This is a genomic window from Leptolyngbya sp. FACHB-671, from assembly GCF_014695745.1.
In the GTDB taxonomy this organism is placed as follows: domain Bacteria; phylum Cyanobacteriota; class Cyanobacteriia; order Elainellales; family Elainellaceae; genus JAAUTN01.
On the sequence record NZ_JACJOV010000067.1, the window covers coordinates 145586 to 162595 of the forward strand.

The following is a 17010-nucleotide window of genomic DNA, read 5'->3' on the forward strand; positions in this document are numbered from 1 at the left end:
TTCTACGTCCCACTTCCCATTTCCCATTCCACACCCCCTTTACCTGTGAGGTGCTGAACAAATGGCATTCAAATTACTGTGGTCTTTGCTGATTCGGTCGAGCGTTGTTGGAGCAATTTTGTTGGCTGCGACAGGGGCGATCGCCGCTGATATGCCCGTCCCTGCTAAACCCGTCACCGATGCTGAACTCCTGACCTCCAATGGCTCTTCTGAGTCTGAGCAGCCCACAGCACCCGCTGCAATCCCTGCTGTAACTCCGATCGTACAGGTTCTTTCGCCCGTGCCGTCAGAAACTGCGATCGCAGATGAAATTTCTACCGAAGATAAAATTTCTACCGAAGTTAATGAATTTGAGCTAGATTTTGCCGAGCAAGAGCCGGTTGAGCAGAATCTAGTTGAGCAGAATTTGGAGCCAGTGGGCGATCGCTTCGGCAACGACTCAATGGCTCAGATTACCTCCGTCTCTCAGCTTTCGGACGTGCAGCCGACCGATTGGGCGTTTCAAGCCTTGCAATCTTTGGTAGAAAGGTACGGGGTCATCGCTGGATATCCTGACGGCACCTTTCGGGGCAACCGGGCATTGACCCGCTACGAATTTGCCGCAGGTCTAAACGCCGCCCTCGATCGGATCAACGAATTAGTGCAAGCAGGTGTTGAAGACCTTCCTACTCAAGCAGACCTGGATGTCTTGATACGATTGCAGGACGAATTTGCCGCTGAATTAGCCACCCTACGTGGTCGCGTTGACAACCTGGAAGCTCGAAGCGCTGAGCTAGAAGCGAACCAGTTTTCAACCACTACAAAGTTGGTCGGGGAAGCAATTTTTTCAGTCTCTGATTACTTTGGCGACAGTGACAATAATCAAGCTGTTTTTCAGCATCGAGTTCGGCTTGATTTAGTAACCAGTTTCACGGGCGAAGATGCCCTATATACTCGAATTGCCACAGGTAATGCGCGGCAATTCTCACAGCAGCCAACGCTTCCCGTTGATCTTTCACCGGGCACGCCTGATTTGACGGCCACTGCAGAAGGTTCCCTTACGCCCAGAATAGGCGGAGCAACTGACAATGACTTTGTTTTAGATTGGCTTGCCTACTATTTTCCGATCAGTGCAAATGTGAACGCCTACGTTTCTGCGACCGGTGGAATCCATAGCGATTATGTATTTAGCACCGTCAATCCTTTCTTTGAAGACTTTGATGGGGGCAGTGGCTCAATCAGCACCTTCAGTCAGGAAAGCCCCATCTATCGAATCGGGGGCGGTGCAGGCGCAGCCTTAAACTTTGCCTTTGATGAGGATGACACTTTTGTCTTAAGTCTAGGTTACCTGGCTGAGACAGCTAATGACCCCAGCCCCGGTAGCGGCTTGTTTAATGGTGACTATGCCGCATTGGGGCAGCTTACGTTTACCCCAAGCGATCGCTTTCAGTTGGGTCTAACCTACGTTCACGGCTATCATTCCTCCGACAATCCGATTTTTGATTTAGGCGTTGGAGATGAAATTTTTGTCGGCACCTCTCCCGCCAACTTGGTGCATATCGACCGCAACGTGCCTGCTGTCACCAATTCCTACGGCATCGAAGCATCTCTTCAGCTTAGTCCTCGATTAGTAATTAACGCTTTTGGGGGCTACACAGATTTGACCTTGATTGGCACTGAAGGGGGTGAAATTTGGTACTACGGCTTAGGTATAGCCCTCCCTGACCTATTTCAGCCAGGCAATTTGGGCGGCATCTTTGTCGGCGTAGAGCCATATCTGGGTGGGCTGGATGGTGGACTCACCTATCGCAGCGCTGGCTTTGAAACAGACACGACCTTGCAAAACGATACTTCACTGCACGTTGAAGCCTTCTACAAGCTACAGCTCAGCGACAATATTTCCGTTACTCCTGGTTTGGTTTGGATTACGGCTCCGGACCAAAATAGCGGTTTGGACGACTACGTCATCGGCACTATCAGAACTACCTTCACTTTCTAATCACGCTAATAACGTGAGTTTGATAGCGCCATTTTAGCCACACTTTTTACGGCTGAAATGGCGCTTTGTTTGGCTCGTTCAAAAGTGCGATCGCTCCTTCCTGATACCGATTTAAGCTGATACCGATTTAAACGAGTTTCGTGACACATCAATTTCTGTAAGGGCGCACTGCGGTTGCCTACCAGCGTTGAGCCAATTAGCTGAGACGTGATAAAGATCACTCATTTAGCTCACAATTCTCACATTTTTGTGAGTTGAGAATCACCAGGCTCACCACGGAAAGTTGCGATTCTTATCTGTATGAGAGAAATAACGACGGAGTGCTTTACCACTTACTAGAGGATGCCCCCATGACGAACGTGCTGGATCGACCCTATGTAGAAGAAGAACTCGTCGAGACTGTTGAACCCATTGATGAGGGTGTTGAGTCAATTGACGTTAAAAAGCTACTGCCCTTTGATTGGCGCAAGCTGATGATATTGGGTGTATCAATTGATGATGCCAAAAGAATCGCAATCAATCTGATTGTGCGAGAAATTGTGCCGGTCTACTGGCGCAAGCTGATCGAGTTGGGCGTACCCATTAATGAAGCTCACGATATTGCTGAGGCGATCGCCCGCTATGACGCTGCCAAAAAACGCCCCAACCATGAGCAAAAGGAGTTGATCAAGCGCTACTGCCCAACCATCTGCCGGGCTGAACTTTGGCGCTCCAAACTACTCCTGGCATAACTTTTCTAAGTTCAGTTTCAAATTCAGGGTGCATTAGTCTTTGAGTAGTTAACTCAATCGTTGAATCTTAGATAGATACCGAAACAATTTTAATATCCAAACAAATATTGAACAGATACCCGAAAAACAGATGTCCTAAGAGAGTACCAGTTCGTTATTAGGATGTTGTCACGAAATCATGACTGACCTGTCAACGGCAATTCAACCTGAAACTCTGCACCTTGTCCAGGCTGACTGATACAGCGAAGCTGACCGCCATGCCCTTCAACTACAATGCGGTGAGCAATCGACAATCCCAAACCTGTACCTTGTCCTACTGCTTTGGTTGTAAAGAAAGGATCAAAGATTCTAGCTTGAATATCCACAGGAACTCCCGCTCCATTGTCCCGAATCGAGACCGTCACAGAGTTGGAATCGTGCCAAGTATGGACTGTGATTTCGCCCCTACTGCCTGCTGCATCCAGAGCATTATTCAACAAATTTAGAAATACCTGATTGATTTGTCCAGCGCGACATTCTACTTTTGGCAACGCACCATAGTGTTTGTCTATCCTGACTCCTGTTCGGAGACGATGTTGCAGAATGACAAGACTACTTTCAATCCCCTCGTGTAGGTCGACGGGCTTTCGGTCTGCTTCGTCCAGTCGAGCAAAATTTCGTAGGGTTAGCACTAATTCTTTGAGTCGATCGGCTCCTATCTTCATAGACTGAAGCAAATTCGGAAAATCTTCTCGGACAAACTCTAGCTCAGATTGGGAGTTGAACTGGGCGATCGCATCCGGTGGGTCTGGAAACGTCGTTTTATACAGAGAAAGTGCTTCTATCATTGACTCTGCATAAGTTTGAGCGTAAGGCAGATTAGCATAAACAAAAGTAGTGGCATTGTTCAATTCATGAGCAATACCAGCAACCATCTGCCCCAGACTAGACAATTTCTCTGTCTGAATTAACTGCGCCTGCGTTGCCCGTAAATCGTATAGCACTTGCTCTAGCTGACGCGCTTGTGCTTGAGCCTGAATGGCTGATTCCTGTACCTGAGCATGCAATTCTGCTTGGTGAATGGCGATCGCCACCTGGTTTCCAAGCTGCTGTAGCAGATCCATTTCCCAGTTTTGCCAAACCCTTGGTCCGGAACACTCGTGGGCAATCAACAAGCCCCAAAGCTTCGTCCCAATGAGGATCGGCACAATTAAATTAGCCTGAACCTGTAAACGTCTCAAAAAGTTGATGTGGCAGTCATCCAACCCTGCTTGCAGAATGTTGTTAATTGCTCGAATCCGTCCTCCCTGGTACAGATTGGCATATTTGCTAGAAAAGCAATTGTCTTGCCCCATTTCTCCCAGCACCGATACCCAAGGCTCAGCAACGTCTTCCACCACAACCGAGCCTTGCCAGTCTTGAAAAAACTGATAGATTACAACTCGGTCAGTGTCGAGCAACTGCCGCACTTCTCGAACCACCGTTTGCAAGATTGTATCTAGATCAAGCGTGCTACGAATTTGGTTCGTCACAAGGCGCAGCAAGCCTTCTCGCTCTACCTGGCGACGAGTCTCACTGTAGATTTTGGACTGGTTGATGGCGATCGCCACCTGGTTGCCGACTTCCTCTAAAAGCTGTTGCTCCCAGTCCAGCCATTCTCGCTCGCGATCGCACTGGTGTAGCCCAATAATGCCGTTGACTTGCCCTCGATACCACATTGCTGTAGCGAGCGTTGAGCGGATTTCTAGCGATTCTGCGAGCTGGCACGCTTGCTTACTTAAGCCAGGAAATTCTGAATAGCGTCTCAAGCCCAGCGCTCTTGGCTGCTGCATTAGCAGCCGTAAGTAAGAATTTCCCTCAATTGGAACGCGATCACCGATTTGAGTAGGATAGTCTCCCCGACAGTACTCGCCCTGACAGATCAACGTTTTTTGTTCACCCGGTTCTGTAATTAGAATGTCAGCTCGGCTACAGTTAAGCACTTGACACAAGATTCGACAAGCGGAGTTAAGCACCTCATCTAAATCCAAAGTGCTACGAATCTCGTTGTTGATTTGGCTTACCAAATTAGACAGTTGAACCTGCCGTTGCAACTGTAGTGCAACAACCTGTTCGCCATCGACGATTTGCTGTAGACGTAAGCTCTGACTTTCTGCACTCAGGTCAGAAGGTTGAACAGGCTCAGTCACGAATAGCTGACTCAAAAACCAGGGTGTTTCAGGAGACATAAACTTGCTAATAGGTAACCCTGCCCTGGAATCACTCCATTGCAGAATCAGTGGAAATCTCAACCAATGCACCCTAGTTAAGCGATCGCATCTTGAAGTAAATCTACGAGTAAACTCTGATTAGAGCATAAGCACAGCGAACACTCGTCAGCATTTTGGCTTAAACTCTCTGTCACCGCCAGCCTAAATATCAGGCAACACCAGCAGGGAACTCAACCGTCTTAAGTCTAATCGAAAAGTTAGGCTTAAGACCTCTTGACTAACCCAACAACTTTCAGGTTTCCAGCACTGCCAAGTGCGCTTTTTGCGACTTTTGATCCACTCGCCACACTCCGATAATTAAAAAAAGCCACGCTCAGACTAGAAAACCCTATTTGAGTTAGACTGATTGCTTCTATTTCAATTATGAATTGATGCGTAGTATAGCTACTGCAAACACTATTAGAAATCCACCGTTAGATAGAAACGTGAATATTTGTGTTCCAACAAGGTGACTCACCAGAAACTCTTAGCGGACGGTTCTGAGCGATCGCTGTCGGGGCTAACTTTCTCCAATTCTTTGCTTGAGCCTGCAATCTTATTGGCTCCATTTAGCAGGTTGCTGTCGCATCAAATGCAAGGGGGTGCTACTAGTGTCAAAATGAATCCAAAGTACTTCAGAATATGTCCACTCAATCAACCTGGAAGCAAATTTACCCCTCAATTAAAACAGCAGTCGCTTATCTAGAGTCAATCGATCTGCTGTTAACACAAGCTGTCAGAACTCTTGCTGCGTTCTACCAAACAGATTGTTTGCTGTGGGCAGGGTTAGAGACAGAAAATCCAGATTCATTTCAAGTTTACGCAACCTCGGGAGCACGACACTTCGTTACAGGACGTGCCGTTCAACAGTCTTTGTCTCCAACAGAGCTAGTTCTCAAAGACGATTTATCCTCAAACGATTCATTTCCGGCGGTTTGGCAAATTTATCCAGAGACTCTACCGGAGTGGCTGGTCACACAACAGCGACTTCCTCAAGTAACCCAACTAGAAACAGGCGAACTGATTGTACCTGCCACCCACAACGGGCGTTTAAGTGCTGACTTTACCGGCAGTTTTAGCGTTGGGGCGGTCGCCACCAGTGCAGACTCGGTTCGTTCACTCCAGCTTGTACTCTTGCTCAATCGACCGTTGCCTTCCCAAGCGACTGAAGCAATAAGCAAAACTGACCCTGCGGCCCCTGCATCCCCTCAAGGTTGGTCTTTAGCAGAAGTTGAGTCCTTAGAAGTTATCTGTAGCCAGTTAGGCTTAGCTTACAGCGCTCTATACTGGCAACAACGCTTAGAACAAGCCCGACGGCAGGCATCTTTAGTAGGACGCATCGTCCGGTTGCTGAACTCCAATCTTAATCCTGATGAAATCGTTGGGCGAATTGTTGCAGAGTTAGGGCAAGGGTTAAACTGCGATCGCTGTATCCTGATCGATCTACGCAGCACCCCGCCGAGCATTTTGGCAGCCTGGGAACACCCAGACCAACAGTTGCCGCCACTGGAGCGACAGGTGGATCTCGCCCGCTGGCAAAGCGTCGTTGACATATTTATTCAAGATGGGGTTTCTTACCTGGAAGTAGAGCAAGACGGAGTTAATCCTGACCCCTTGCAGGATTGGCTGCACACAATTGGGGCAGTTTCAGCGCTGATTGTACCGTTGTTTATCCAAGCAGAATTTTTTGGGGCAGTTTCGCTATTGTCTTATCAATCTGACAGGGTTTATCAGCTAGATGAATTGCAAACGATTCGCCAAGTGACAGATCAGGCGGCGATCGCCCTCACCAATGCCCAGCACTACCAGAGCCTCTGGCACAAACAAGAAGCGCTGCGAATGCAAAACAATTCAGTTCAGCTAGAAATCGTTCGTGATGATCTCACCCAGTTGATGAATCGCCGTTCTTTAGAACGAGAGCTAGAGCAATTTAGTACCAAAGCAGTTTGGGCTGTACAAGAAAATTTCTGTGTCATTATCCTCGACATCGACTACTTCAAATTGGTCAATGACACCTACGGGCACTCAGTTGGGGATGAAGTGCTGCAACATCTAGCTCAACGGCTCCAGCGCCAGTTGCGGAAAGAAACAGCTATCTATCGCTATGACGGCGAAGAATTTGTGGTGCTATTAGCCGAAACGACGTTAACAGAAGCAGTCGATGTTGCAGAACGATTACGGCAGGCAATTCGGGCGGCTCCGATGAAAACAAGCGCAGGTGAAATCAGCATCACGGCTAGCTTTGGCATCGCTCAGCAAAATTCAGCCCACGATCGCAACGCTTGGGATGTTTTGCAGCGGGCTAATCGGGCACTTGATCATGCCAAACGCCAGGGGCGCGATCGCGTCAAAACCCTCTAAAAGAGCCAACATTACTAAACCAGCATTGCTCAATTTGAGAAAGTTCAGTCACCTTTAAACTGGCGGAGCTAGTGACTCCCCGGATAGACTCGAAGCGGCGTTAAAGTTTTCATTTGAGGCAGAACGTGTATGGCAGTTCACCCTTCCCCCGCTTCTCTGGCCACTAAACCCATTGCATTTGGGACAGATGGCTGGCGAGGCTTGATTGCAGCCGATTTTACTTTCGAACGCTTAGTTCACGTTGCGCCTTTGGCCGCAAAAGCGTTGGAAAAAGAATACGGCAGCAAGGTGGGCACCCGTACCATTGTGGTCGGGTACGACCGCCGATTTCTCTCAGAAGAGTTTGCTCAGGCAACCGCTGAGGCAGTTCAATCCGCAGGGTTTGATGTGCTGCTGTCAGAAAGCTACGCCCCAACTCCGGCTTTCAGTTGGGCAGCAAAGCAGCATGATGCATTGGGTGCGCTCGTCATTACCGCAAGCCATAATCCAGGTGGCTACTCCGGGTTAAAAGTTAAAGGGTGCTTTGGCGGCTCCGTTCCACCTGAAGTCACTAAGCAGATCGAAGCAATGCTGCAAGCAGGTGAAACGGTTACAAATACCGCCACTGGAACACTACAAACGTTTAACCCGTGGCAGAGCTACTGTGAAGTTCTTCGCAGCAAGGTTGATATTCCAGCCCTGCAAGCGGCGATCGCAGGGGGCAAACTGACTGTCTTTGCCGATGTCATGCATGGAGCGGCAGCAGGAGGGTTGGGTCAACTGCTAGGAGTTCCCATTCAAGAACTCAACAGTAACCGCGATCCCTTGTTTGGGGGTGGCGCTCCAGAACCTCTACCGCGTTACTTGTCTGACCTGTTTCAGCAGATTCGCTCCTATCAGCGAAACATACCGGGTGGTCTAACCGTAGGATTGGTGTTTGACGGAGACAGCGATCGCATCGCCGCTGTAGACGGACAGGGAAATTTCCTCAGTTCTCAAATTCTGATTCCAATTTTGATGGATCACCTGGCGACCCAACGCGGTTTCACCGGAGAAATTGTCAAAACAATCAGCGGCTCCAACCTGATTCCGCTGGTCGCCAAGATGCACAACCTATCCGTTCATGAAACTCCCATTGGCTACAAGTACATCGCTGACCGAATGCTCGAAACTCCTGTATTGCTGGGCGGTGAAGAGTCCGGTGGCATCGGCTACGGCAATCACATTCCCGAACGAGATGCGCTGCTTTCCGCACTATATGTGCTAGAAGCAATTGTCCAATCGGGAATGGATTTAAGCGACCTCTACCAAAAGCTTCAGGAAAAAACAGGCTTCACTGCTGCCTATGACAGGATTGACCTACCTCTTGCCAGCATGGAGGTGCGATCCCGCCTACTAGAGCAACTCAAAACCCAAACCCCTAAGGAAATAGCGGGTGCTGAGGTAACTGACTGTCTTGCAATTGATGGTTACAAATTCCAGCTTGCTGACCAAAGCTGGCTATTGATTCGATTCAGCGGTACAGAGCCTGTCCTGCGTCTCTACTCTGAAGCCGCCACCTTGGAGCGAGTCCACCAGATTCTTGGTTGGGCAAAAGACTGGGCAGTCTAGGAAAATGCACGCTTAAGGGGGCACGACATACAGTAGTGGTGTACCATGCCACTGCTGTATGTCGTACCACTGAGAATTGCTATAGCTCAAGCCCTTTACTTGTTCAAAGTCAGGCTTGTTCCTCTTCAGGTATCAGTAAGGACTGCACAAATTCATATAACTCTGCTTCCGATCGCCCTTCTAGCTGTAGATCCTTCAGGTTAATCAATCCTTGGGCGAGTTCTGGCGATCGCTTCTTATAAAGATTATTCGCCGCTAGCAAATCCATAAAGACTTCCTGCTCAATCTGCGTCCGGCTAGCCTCTTCAGAAAGCGGGGAAGCGTAAGCCACAGCCTCCACTTCATACTTGAGCAGAAAAATAATCGCACCGCTGAGCCGTTGAAGCTGTTGCTGGAGCTTTCGGACATCCAGGTCTAATCGGTCAAACCCAACCTGCCCTTCAATCCGCAGTTCCACAATCGGCTTCTGAGACGGATCAAGCTGTTTGGATTGGATAGCCTCTGTAACTTTGGCGATCGCTTCCTGCTCCACCTCTTCCTGGCTTTCCTGACCCCGGGTCATAAACCTCAGGCGCACAATCGGACGCTGATAATAATCCTGCTTTAGCTCGGCTTGAACGCCAGAACCATTCATCTCGACCAGGTAAACACCCCGCTCATAACGAGACTCCTCAACGCTATTTGCCTCTACCGAACCGGGGTTAAAAATCCACCCTTCTACTTCATAGTTCTTGTGAATATGCCCCAATGCCAAGTAGTTAACACCAGCCTGCTTCAAAGGCAACAAATCTGCATAGCGTAAGGCTCCCGCATAACGAGCGATCTGCCCCTCCAAACCATGATGAAACAGCATCAGCGTATGCATCGCCCCAGACGGTAATGCCTCAATTGCAACCGCAATTTGCTCAATCGACTTAGGCGCAGCCGCACCATACCAGTTAGATCCCAGCACCCGCACACCGCAATCCAGGTCAATATAGCCGCCCCGCCGACTCTCCAAATCCCAAGGCTGATAAAACGGTTCTCCCGCCGAAATATCGCCTGGTTCTAGCAATAACAGCAATTCCCAATCTGCTAAATAGCGTAGCCAGCTTGTTTTAGTGCCGTAGGGACGATTATCGTGATTACCCTCGATTGCCAGTACCGGAATTCCAGCCTGCTTCAGCATTTGCAAGCACGTCTGAGCCTGGTTTAAAGTTGCAGGTTGAATGTTGCGGTGTTCGAACAGATCCCCCGCGATGACAACAAAATCAACATCTGCGGCAACTGCGTACTTCTCTAATGCATCGTTAAAGGCGTAGAAAAAATCTCGCGTTCGCTCCTTGCTGTCGTAGCGATCAAAACCCAAGTGAACGTCAGCTAGGTGCAAAAAACGAGGCACAGCTTAATTCCTACACAGCGAAGATCAAGTAGTTTAGATCGAGACAGGAGAAGAAGTTGAAGCTGCCAGTTCTTCAAGTCTTTCCTGTTGATCTTGGGAAATACAAGACTGAATCATCGTCTCTAAATCACCCTCCAATACCGGAACTAGAGTGAAATTCTGCCCCAGGCGATGGTCGGTAACGCGATTGTCTTTGTAGTTATAGGTACGAATTTTTTCAGAACGAGCGCCCGTACCGACCTGCGATCGCCGCATAGAGGTCACTGCCTCCTGCTGTTCTCGCAGCTTCATCTCGTAAAGCTTTGCCCGCAAGATCTGCATTGCCCGCTCTCGGTTTTGCAGCTGCGATCGCTCCTCAGTACAGAAAATCCTAATTCCAGTTGGCTTATGGAACAGGTCAACCGCTGTTTCTACCTTGTTAACGTTTTGCCCACCGGCACCGCCTGATCGTGCCGTAGTCAATTCGATGTCTTTGGGGTCGATCTCAACTTCCACATCGTCTACCTCTGGCATAATCGCCACTGTCGCCGTAGACGTGTGAATGCGGCCCCCCGCCTCGGTTACCGGAACTCGCTGTACCCGGTGAACCCCAGCCTCAAACTTAAGCTTGCTGTAAACGCGATCGCCCTGAATCTCCAGAATCGCTTCTTTAAAGCCGCCCATGTCGGCCAAAGATTCACTCACCAGCTTGACTCGCCAGCTTTGAGTCTCCGCATAGCGCGAATACATCCGCACTAGATCTCCAGCCCAAATACTAGCCTCGTCCCCTCCGGTACCTGCCCGGATCTCCAGCATGATGTTCTTGTCATCATTCGGATCGCGGGGCAGCAACAGAATCTTTAAGCGAGTCTCCAGTTGGGCAGTCTTCTCTTCCAACTCTTCCAACTCCAGAGCAGCCATTTCCCGCATCTCTGGATCACTACCTGCCTCCTTAAGGATCTGCTTGGTTCCAAGTAATTCCTCTTGAGTGGTCTTCCAATCCTCAAAAGCCATTACTGTCTCTTCTAAGGACGAACGAGCCCTTGCCACGCGCTGAAACTCGTTGGGATCGGTTGCCACATCAGGATCAGCTAATCGACGAGTCAACTCATGGAAAGTCTGTTCAACAGACTTTAACTTTTCTAGCAGATAGGACTCAGCCATCGGAAAACCTTCGCATTATCCAGGTAGTAGGGATCTGAACAGTTCTCCATATTCAACCTCAGTTGCATACAGTACAACCAGGCTAAATATGACAGCCAGCATCTCTACTTTTCCTTTTCCTGGGGTGTCTCAGAAGTAGATTGTTGAGTATCCATCATGCCGTATTTCCGCAAGAACCGCTCCACTCGACCCTCAGTGTCAATGATTTTCTGAGTTCCGGTGTAGAAGGGATGATTGCCCGACCAAACGTCTACATGAAGTTCTGGCTTAGTAGAACCAACGGTCATCACGAATTCACCGTTGCAATAAACCTTTGCCTCTGGATACCACTGGGGATGAATATCAGCCTTAGCCACAGCTTTTCTCTGTCCTAATTGATTACTTTGTACAATTCTAACTTTTTTGCATTAGCCTTAAGCGCTATGACGCTATAGACATCTAGCCAAACTTTAGCGCTTAGAGTATTGAGGAGCCTTACGAGCCTTGTGCAAGCCATATTTTTTCCGCTCTTTAGCACGAGGATCACGGGTTAAATATCCTTCAACCTTAAGCGGCTTACGGTTCTCTGGGTCTAGCTCACACAACGCACGCGCAACTCCGAGGCGAATAGAATCTGCCTGTCCAGTCAAGCCACCGCCTCTCGCGTTCACGAGGATGTCGTACTCGTTCTCCAAGCCCAACGTTTCAAGCGGAGCTTTAGCTGCTGAAAGATACGCAGGATTGAACTGAAGATACAGGTCGCCAGGCTTACCATTGACTGTAATTTGACCACTTCCTGGAACCAAACGAACTCGCGCTACAGATGACTTGCGTCGCCCCGTTCCCCAATACACAACTTGATTTGACTTTTCGGTGGCTTGCATTACTCTTCTCCTGGAATGGTCTTAATTTGCAATACTTCGGGCTTTTGAGCTTGGTGAGGATGGTCAGGGCCTACGTAAACTTTGAGCTTCGTAAACAGTTGCCGGCCCAATGTGTTCTTAGGTAGCATCCCTTTAACGGCTTGCTCAATGATTCGCTCCGGCACACGGGCTTGCAGCTTTGCAAATGTCTCAGTTTTCATTCCACCAGGACGACCCGAATGGCGACGATAAAGCTTTTGTGAATACTTCTTGCCAGTAACGCTGACTTTTTCAGCGTTGACCACAATCACAAAATCACCTGTATCCAAATGAGGCGTATAAGTTGGCTTATTCTTACCTCGCAGAACCATAGCAATCTCGCTGGCTAATCGCCCTAGACGCTGCTCAGCAGCGTCTACGACGTACCAGTTTCGTTCTAGAGAAGCTTTTTCGGGGACGTATGTTTTGTTCACAGCTCTAAATATCCTTCAATCATTCAGTATAGAAAATCAAATTGAGAACTTATGATCTAACCGAGCAAATGTTCGAATCTCAACTCATCCACAGTAGGCAAGACAAACTTGGGCTGCGTATCAAACCAAAGCTCAGTAGGAAAAGGGAAGTCGGGGTAGCCAACCCGTAACAAACAAAGACCATGCGGGGGAGCGGCATATCTAACTTGGTCTCGCCTTTCGGAAATCCAAAGTTCGGTAAATTCAGCAGGCGATCGCAACCCTCGCCCAACCTGCACCAGCAGACCCACGAGCAACCGCATCATCCCATATAAAAACCCGCTTGCTTGCAGCTCAATGTGAATAAACGCTCCATCGCGACTACATTTCGCTGTTTGAACCTCCACCCAAGAATGAGGACGACTTGATCCTGCTCGATGGAAAGCTGCCAGATGATGGCGTCCGATCATCGGCGTTAGCGCCTCTTGCATCAAACCCTCATTCAAAGGAGCTTGATAATAATGCCAGGAAAAGGGGCGCACAAACAAGTTGGGACGTTTGTCAGTATAGAGCGAGTAACGGTAGCGTCGCCACAAAGCTGAAAATCGAGCGTGCCAATTGGAATCAACCGCGGCCGAAGCTCGAACCACAATATCTGACGAAAGCCGATGATTGAGGATATCTGCCCATCGATGGGTTGGAACAATTGCAGGCGCATCAAAGTGAGCAACCTGTGCCGCTGCATGTACTCCAGCATCAGTCCTACCAGCCCCATGCAACGTGACTGAGTATCCTAATACAGACTGCAATGCATTTTCGATTTCTTCTTGTACGGTCCGCTGCTGAGGTTGACGTTGCCAACCATGAAAGTGAGTGCCTAAGTATTGAATCACCAAGGCAACTCTCTGTAACTTTACCGGTGTTGGTTCAACATCAGAACTAGGAGCAGCTGTTACCCATGAAGACTGCATAGCAGGTGTAGACATGACAACAGCTTAAGTCAGTTCAATAATTGCCATTTCAGCATTATCACCTCGACGATTAACGGTGCGAAGAACGCGAGTGTAACCTCCTTGGCGATCTCTGTAGCGCTCTTTGGCTTGCTCAAATAACGCATGAACGAGTTGCTTATCGTAAAGATAACCCAACGCTTGACGGCGAGCAGACAGAGAGCCGTCCTTAGCCAGAGAAATCATTTTGTCTGCTTCAGAACGAACTGCTTTAGCCCGTATCTTGGTCGTAGTAATACGACCGTGACGAATCAACTCAGTAGTTAAAGCTCTTAAGAGAGCTTTACGCTGGTCAGCGGGTTTTCCAAGCTGATGAACACGACGACGATGACGCATGATACCAATGTAGAAATAGAAGATGAATTTGAAATCGATTTGACTGCTACAGAAACTTAGAACTGCAAGAGATTAGCTAGTCTTAGCTGGTTTCTCATGAGGCAGAGTAATGCCAAGCCGAACTTGCAGTGCTTCAATTACTTCTTCAGCCGACTTAGCACCGAAATTCTTGATTTCCAAAAGATCCTCTTGGCTGTAATCCAGAAGATCCGCCACTGAATTAATCTGTGCCCGTTTCAAACAGTTGTACGCTCGAACCGACAGCTGAAGCTCTTCAATAGGAATTTGATTGGTTGGGTCTTCGTCCTCTGGGAAGTCATCCCTCAACGGCTCAAAAGTGACATCCTTGAGAGGATTGAATAGATCAACTAGAATACTTGCGGCTTGACTCAATGCTTCCTGAGGAGTTAAGCTTCCGTTCGTCCAAACCTCCATAATCAGACGGTCTTTTTCAAGGGAACCGCCGACTCGAGCATCTTCAATCGTGTAATTGACCCTACGGACAGGCATAAAAACTGAATCGATTTGAAGAAAGTCCAAAGCTGCCGTTTCATCGCGTCCCTTTTCAACAGCCCGGTAGCCAATGCCCTTCTCAATCCTAAATTCCATTTCTAGAGTCGAGTTAGTTCCAACTGTGGCGATATACTGAGTCGGATCAATAATCTCAACTTCAGAAGGAAGCTCGAAATGTTCCGTTGTGACAGTCGCAGGACCTTGGACGAGCAAGCGCCCAATTTGAGGCTGAGAGGAGTAACTCTTCAGCACAATCTCTTTCATGTTCAAGATAATGTCCAAGACATCTTCACGGACGCCAGGAATGGTCATGAATTCGTGCGTTACCCCAGCAACACGCACAGCCGTTACTGCCGCTCCTTCTAAATTCGAGAGAAGCACTCGACGCAAAGCATTTCCGACTGTAATGCCTTGACCTCTTTCCAACGGTTCTAGAATGAATCGCCCATAAAGATTTCGATCATCAACATTATCTGTTTCTACGCACTCGACCTGAAACTGTGCCATAGACCAACCTCCCTCTTCCCTAGCATTGGAAAGGCAAACAACACTTTCCTGACTCAATTTATCTCCCGGTAGGTTACCGGATGCACCGCTCTCAATATCTCTCGAACTGTTTACTTCCAGTTCGCCTCAAACCCGCCGTCGCTTAGGAGGACGACAACCATTGTGAGGAATGGGAGTAACGTCACGGATAAGCGTAATCTCTAGTCCAGCGCCCTGTAGGGCTCTAATTGCGGTTTCCCTGCCAGATCCTGGACCACTTACCATAACCTCAATCTGACGCATACCTTGATCAACAGCCCGCCGAGCTGCACCCTCAGCAGCTGTCTGAGCAGCAAACGGTGTACCCTTCTTGGCACCTTTAAAGCCACTAGAACCAGACGAAGCCCACGAAATAGCTTCCCCATTAATATCTGTAATCGTAATGATGGTGTTATTGAAAGTTGACTGAATATGTGCAACACCACTCGGCACATTCTTTTTCTGCTTCTTTGCCCCGGACTTACGAGTTGGTTGTCTCGCCATACTTTACTCTCTGGATAAAAACTTAAACTTTGTATCTAGGGAAGCCAAAATCTCATTTTCCTAGCCTTATGGAGCTGATCAGGTAGGACAGAAGAAGCTCAAACCTATACTTAGCTCCATACTCGAACATGCACTTAGACCAAAAATAGATTGAGGCAATCCAGCAAATTTTTGATCATGCAAGAGCCAATGTTCGCAATTTGCTCCTATGCAAGAACCTAGGGATATTGTGGCGCGTGTCTGGAGCCCTAAAACTATTTCTTGCTTGGAGCCTTCTTCTTACCAGCAACTGTTCGACGACCACCCCGGTTTGTGCGGGCATTAGTTCGAGTTCGCTGACCACGAACGGGTAATCCCATACGGTGACGACGTCCTCGATAGGTTCCGATGTCCATTAGACGCTTAATGTTCATCTGGTTCCAGCGCCTAAGATCACCTTCTACCTGGTAATCGGCTTCAACGACCTCCCGAAGCGCACCAACGTCCGCATCACTAAGGTCCTTAACCCGCGTATCTGGGTTCACACCTGTTTTAACTAGGATTGCTTTAGAACTCGACAACCCAATTCCAAATATATAAGTCAGACCAATTTCGACACGCTTGTCACGTGGAAGGTCTACTCCGGCAATACGTGCCACTCTGCCATCTCCCCCTAACGTTAAATTCTGGAATACTGCTCTATCTACCAATAAAAGCGATTTTCTCGCTTAAACCCAAACCGTCTACTAGTAACACAGCTAACCTTGACGCTGCTTATGTTTTGGGTTGGAGCAAATTACCATAACCCTGCCACGTCGACGAATGACGCGGCATTTTTCACAAATCTTACGAACGGATGCGCGAACCTTCATCTCTTAGGCTATTCCAATCTTGTACAAAGTTGTCATTATAGCAATTATTCTTGCTCTGGTCAAACTGCGAACCGACTTCTGAGGAGGCTGTTTGTTATTTCTTCTACTCAGAAGATAGCTACCTCTACTTTTTGCGAAGCCGATAAGTGATTCGACCTTTTGTCAAATCGTAAGGAGTTAATTCAACCTTCACTCGGTCGCCCGGAAGAATCTTGATGTAGTTTCGCCTAATTTTGCCCGAGATATGAGCCAAAACATTAAAGCCGTTATCTAGGTCAACCCGAAACATTGCGTTAGGTAACGAGTCTGTTACCGTACCTTCCATTTCAATTAGATCTTGTTTAGACAATGCGCTTTTCCTCAAACTAAAGTACAAAACGATCTCGGAAACTTAGAAATTCACAATTTGACCTGAGTCTACGAATTTTCTATGGTTTCTGCTCATTAACGCTTATTTCAAGATTAACAAATCTCTATACTAAACAGCTTTAAGGAGAATTAGCGAAAACAGCTTCACTTGACCCAATTGCTTTTCGACGGTTGACACACTCAAGACTTAGAGAAT

General features: G+C 48.2%; 18 protein-coding genes. 4 read left to right on the forward strand and 14 right to left on the reverse strand.

Annotation, left to right across the window (positions count from 1 at the left end):
* Nucleotides 1-61 precede the first annotated feature (61 nt).
* Nucleotides 62-1978, forward strand: a complete 1917-nt coding sequence (locus tag H6F93_RS08555) for an iron uptake porin (protein WP_190680085.1) — start codon at nucleotides 62-64, stop codon at nucleotides 1976-1978.
* Nucleotides 1979-1983: 5 nt separating this feature from the next.
* Here H6F93_RS08555 and H6F93_RS08560 read toward each other — a convergent pair whose 3' ends face one another.
* Nucleotides 1984-2199: a hypothetical protein gene (locus tag H6F93_RS08560; protein WP_190680086.1), complete on the reverse strand. Its 216-nt coding sequence runs from the start codon at nucleotides 2197-2199 to the stop codon at nucleotides 1984-1986.
* A 129-nt stretch (nucleotides 2200-2328) separates the two neighbouring features.
* Here H6F93_RS08560 and H6F93_RS08565 point away from each other — a divergent pair, with 129 nt between their 5' ends.
* The gene (locus H6F93_RS08565) at nucleotides 2329-2709 is read left to right on the forward strand and encodes a hypothetical protein (RefSeq protein ID WP_190680087.1); all 381 of its coding nucleotides are present in this window, start codon (nucleotides 2329-2331) and stop codon (nucleotides 2707-2709) included.
* Between the two features lie 176 nt (nucleotides 2710-2885).
* On the opposite strand, the gene H6F93_RS08570 is transcribed toward H6F93_RS08565, so the two are convergent.
* A complete protein-coding gene (locus tag H6F93_RS08570) occupies nucleotides 2886-4916 on the reverse strand; it encodes a GAF domain-containing sensor histidine kinase (protein ID WP_190680088.1) in 2031 nt (676 codons plus the stop codon).
* Between the two features lie 663 nt (nucleotides 4917-5579).
* Between H6F93_RS08570 and H6F93_RS08575 the strand changes: the two genes are divergently transcribed.
* Both H6F93_RS08575 and H6F93_RS08580 read left to right on the forward strand, forming a co-directional pair.
* Nucleotides 5580-7298 carry a GGDEF domain-containing protein gene (locus tag H6F93_RS08575; RefSeq protein ID WP_190680089.1) on the forward strand — a complete coding sequence of 573 codons (1719 nt, stop codon included), beginning with the start codon at nucleotides 5580-5582 and terminating at the stop codon, nucleotides 7296-7298.
* Nucleotides 7299-7427: 129 nt separating this feature from the next.
* Nucleotides 7428-8888: a phosphoglucomutase/phosphomannomutase family protein gene (locus tag H6F93_RS08580; RefSeq protein WP_190680090.1), complete on the forward strand. Its 1461-nt coding sequence runs from the start codon at nucleotides 7428-7430 to the stop codon at nucleotides 8886-8888.
* A 109-nt stretch (nucleotides 8889-8997) separates the two neighbouring features.
* Here the strand turns inward: H6F93_RS08580 and H6F93_RS08585 are convergent, their stop codons facing one another.
* The 12 genes from H6F93_RS08585 to infA form a co-directional block, all read right to left on the reverse strand.
* Nucleotides 8998-10269, reverse strand: a complete 1272-nt coding sequence (locus H6F93_RS08585) for a metallophosphoesterase (protein WP_190680091.1) — start codon at nucleotides 10267-10269, stop codon at nucleotides 8998-9000.
* Nucleotides 10270-10302: 33 nt separating this feature from the next.
* A complete protein-coding gene (prfA, locus tag H6F93_RS08590; protein WP_190641705.1) occupies nucleotides 10303-11412 on the reverse strand; it encodes a peptide chain release factor 1 in 1110 nt (369 codons plus the stop codon).
* A gap of 104 nt (nucleotides 11413-11516) precedes the next feature.
* On the reverse strand, nucleotides 11517-11768 hold the full coding sequence (rpmE, locus tag H6F93_RS08595) for a 50S ribosomal protein L31 (protein WP_190641706.1): 252 nt from the start codon (nucleotides 11766-11768) through the stop codon (nucleotides 11517-11519).
* 93 nt (nucleotides 11769-11861) lie between these two features.
* Nucleotides 11862-12275, reverse strand: a complete 414-nt coding sequence (gene rpsI, locus H6F93_RS08600; protein WP_190641707.1) for a 30S ribosomal protein S9 — start codon at nucleotides 12273-12275, stop codon at nucleotides 11862-11864.
* On the reverse strand, nucleotides 12275-12727 hold the full coding sequence (gene rplM / locus H6F93_RS08605; RefSeq protein WP_190641708.1) for a 50S ribosomal protein L13: 453 nt from the start codon (nucleotides 12725-12727) through the stop codon (nucleotides 12275-12277). The genes rpsI and rplM overlap by 1 nt, the downstream gene beginning before the upstream one ends.
* Nucleotides 12728-12783: 56 nt before the next feature.
* Entirely contained in the window at nucleotides 12784-13692 is a 909-nt protein-coding gene (truA, locus tag H6F93_RS08610; protein WP_242043356.1) for a tRNA pseudouridine(38-40) synthase TruA, read from the reverse strand.
* 9 nt (nucleotides 13693-13701) lie between these two features.
* Nucleotides 13702-14052, reverse strand: a complete 351-nt coding sequence (gene rplQ / locus H6F93_RS08615; protein WP_190641709.1) for a 50S ribosomal protein L17 — start codon at nucleotides 14050-14052, stop codon at nucleotides 13702-13704.
* Nucleotides 14053-14124: 72 nt separating this feature from the next.
* Nucleotides 14125-15072, reverse strand: coding sequence for a DNA-directed RNA polymerase subunit alpha (locus tag H6F93_RS08620; RefSeq protein WP_190641710.1), 948 nt, complete (start codon nucleotides 15070-15072; stop codon nucleotides 14125-14127).
* A 126-nt stretch (nucleotides 15073-15198) separates the two neighbouring features.
* Nucleotides 15199-15594, reverse strand: coding sequence for a 30S ribosomal protein S11 (gene rpsK / locus H6F93_RS08625; protein WP_190641711.1), 396 nt, complete (start codon nucleotides 15592-15594; stop codon nucleotides 15199-15201).
* 254 nt (nucleotides 15595-15848) lie between these two features.
* Nucleotides 15849-16283: a 30S ribosomal protein S13 gene (rpsM, locus tag H6F93_RS08630; RefSeq protein ID WP_199313563.1), complete on the reverse strand. Its 435-nt coding sequence runs from the start codon at nucleotides 16281-16283 to the stop codon at nucleotides 15849-15851.
* Between the two features lie 48 nt (nucleotides 16284-16331).
* Complete coding sequence (gene rpmJ / locus H6F93_RS08635) at nucleotides 16332-16445, reverse strand: 50S ribosomal protein L36 (RefSeq protein WP_071782548.1); 114 nt, start codon at nucleotides 16443-16445, stop codon at nucleotides 16332-16334.
* A 124-nt stretch (nucleotides 16446-16569) separates the two neighbouring features.
* Nucleotides 16570-16794 carry a translation initiation factor IF-1 gene (infA, locus tag H6F93_RS08640; RefSeq protein WP_036002386.1) on the reverse strand — a complete coding sequence of 75 codons (225 nt, stop codon included), beginning with the start codon at nucleotides 16792-16794 and terminating at the stop codon, nucleotides 16570-16572.
* Between the last annotated feature and the right edge of the window lie 216 nt (nucleotides 16795-17010).